The sequence below is a fragment of the Mesorhizobium sp. Arg314 genome (assembly GCF_053714275.1).
In genome coordinates, this window is sequence record NZ_JBSKBP010000152.1 from 1 (window position 1) to 1,806 (window position 1,806).

Annotated in this window: 1 protein-coding gene; it reads left to right on the plus strand. The window is 59.1% G+C overall.

Translation table 11 applies throughout. The features are described 5' to 3' along the window. Positions 1–1,026, plus strand: a 1,026-nt coding sequence (locus ACWGS9_RS34690; RefSeq protein WP_454509422.1) for a TlpA disulfide reductase family protein, incomplete at its 5' end; no start/stop codon positions are given. Positions 1,027–1,806: the final 780 nt, after the last annotated feature.

The following is a 1,806-nucleotide window of genomic DNA, read 5'->3' on the forward strand; positions in this document are numbered from 1 at the left end:
CATCTGATGCAGTTGCAGGAGAAATACAAAGATAGCGGACTTGAGGTCATCGGAGTCGCAGCTTGCGAAGACGCTCCTACCGCGGACGAGGCGCGAACCAAGCTTGACGCCTGGTTGACCGAAAAGTTCTCGAATCTGAATTATCGGATCGCGTTCGACTTCTCAGGCGAAATGGACAAGCTTTGGATGGAACCCAGCTTCTCCCTCGGGATTCCGACCTCGTTCGTTGTCGATCGTGACGGCCATATCGCCTTTATCGGTCATCCGATGCAACTCGATGACGTTTTACCGAAAGTGATCAACGGCAGCTGGCGTACCAGCGATGAAGCGAAGGCCGGCGATGCCAAGCGGATTGCCGGAGACGAAGCCAGAATGCGCGACCAAGCCTTGAAGAAGCCGATCTATGAGAAATTTCGGGCGGCGTCGAAGGCAGAAGATTGGAAGGCGGCGCTCTCGGCCATCGAAGAAGGCGTCACCTTGCGGCCGGACGACGTCCATTTTCGCGTGATTCATGCCAATCTGCTGCTTCACAGAATGCGTGACGTGGGGGGTGGCTTGCCGGTCATGCAGCTATTGGTTCGCGACGCGATCAACAAAAACTCCGATGATTGGCTGGTTCAGGTGCTAGACCAACTCTTCCATCCGGGGAGGGACAATTCGCATATTCCGTCTGCCGAGCGCTTCGCGATGGGCAAGGAGCTGTCCGAACGCATCCTGGCACTGCATCCCCCGCAAGGCGACTGCGACTTCAAGTTCGCGCACTATCCGGCGGTCGCTCAGTACTTTTACGAGACCGGCGACAAGGATCGCGCGATCGAGTTGGTCGAAGTGGCAATGAAGTCGCTCAGCGATTGGCAGGGTGGCTCAGACGAACTGAAACAGGAGCTTGCACCGGGGTTGCTGCAGACCCTGGCCAACTACAAGGGTGAGAAGGTTTGTTTCGGCGATCTCTGTGCGGTTCCGCAAAGCGATTTCGCGAATGCCAAGGCGCAGCCGGTGTCGGCAGGCGGAGATAGGGGCGAGTAGAAGGACGATCCGGTGCCCACCTGCATGTGGAGCGCGGCGGCCTTGCCGTCGATGGTGCCCGCGGTTTGCTACGGGCCGCTCAGAGGGGCTTCCAGCGCTCGCCCGCGACCTGCTCGTAGGCGGCGGTCACTGGCTTGATTGGGTCCGGGCAGCAGAGCCGGACCATCCAGAGTGTGCCCTTGCGGGGGTGAACGATTCTGGCATGCTGCCAAGAGGTGCGAGATCAATGTGAAGATCCTATCCTTGTCGCTCCGAAGGCTCCGACAGGCGCCGGTTTCTGTCTGAAAAACCGTCTGCCGCGGCGGGGCGCTTCCGCGTCCGGAAAGGCCGGGCGAGCGGGGCGGGCCTGGGCCCATGAGCCCTCGCGCGAGGGCGCGGGGGGGGGGTGCTGCTCAGCCGGTAGTGTGCTGAGAGTTCTGCAAATTCGCTGAAGAAGGCGGTCGTGGCAGGCTGGTGATTGTTCACGTCACCGATCCCGCGAAGGAACGCCACCATGACCAAGACTGAAGATAAATCCGCCATAGCCGCCGTCAAAGACATTCTGCTTTCGAACCCGGATGGATTGCACGAAGTAATCCGCGCGGTGATGCAGGAGGTGGACGACAGATAGAAAAGGCGACATAGCCTAACCTGGGACGATGTCCGCAATTTTCCTTGTCTTAGTCTTGGGGTGCACTCCACTGCTGTCCGCGATTTGGCGGAACTAGTCGCCCGTGAACTATGCGCAAGCCGTTGATCTGACTTGTTGAATGAGGAAGATCGCGGGTTTGGCATTGCAGG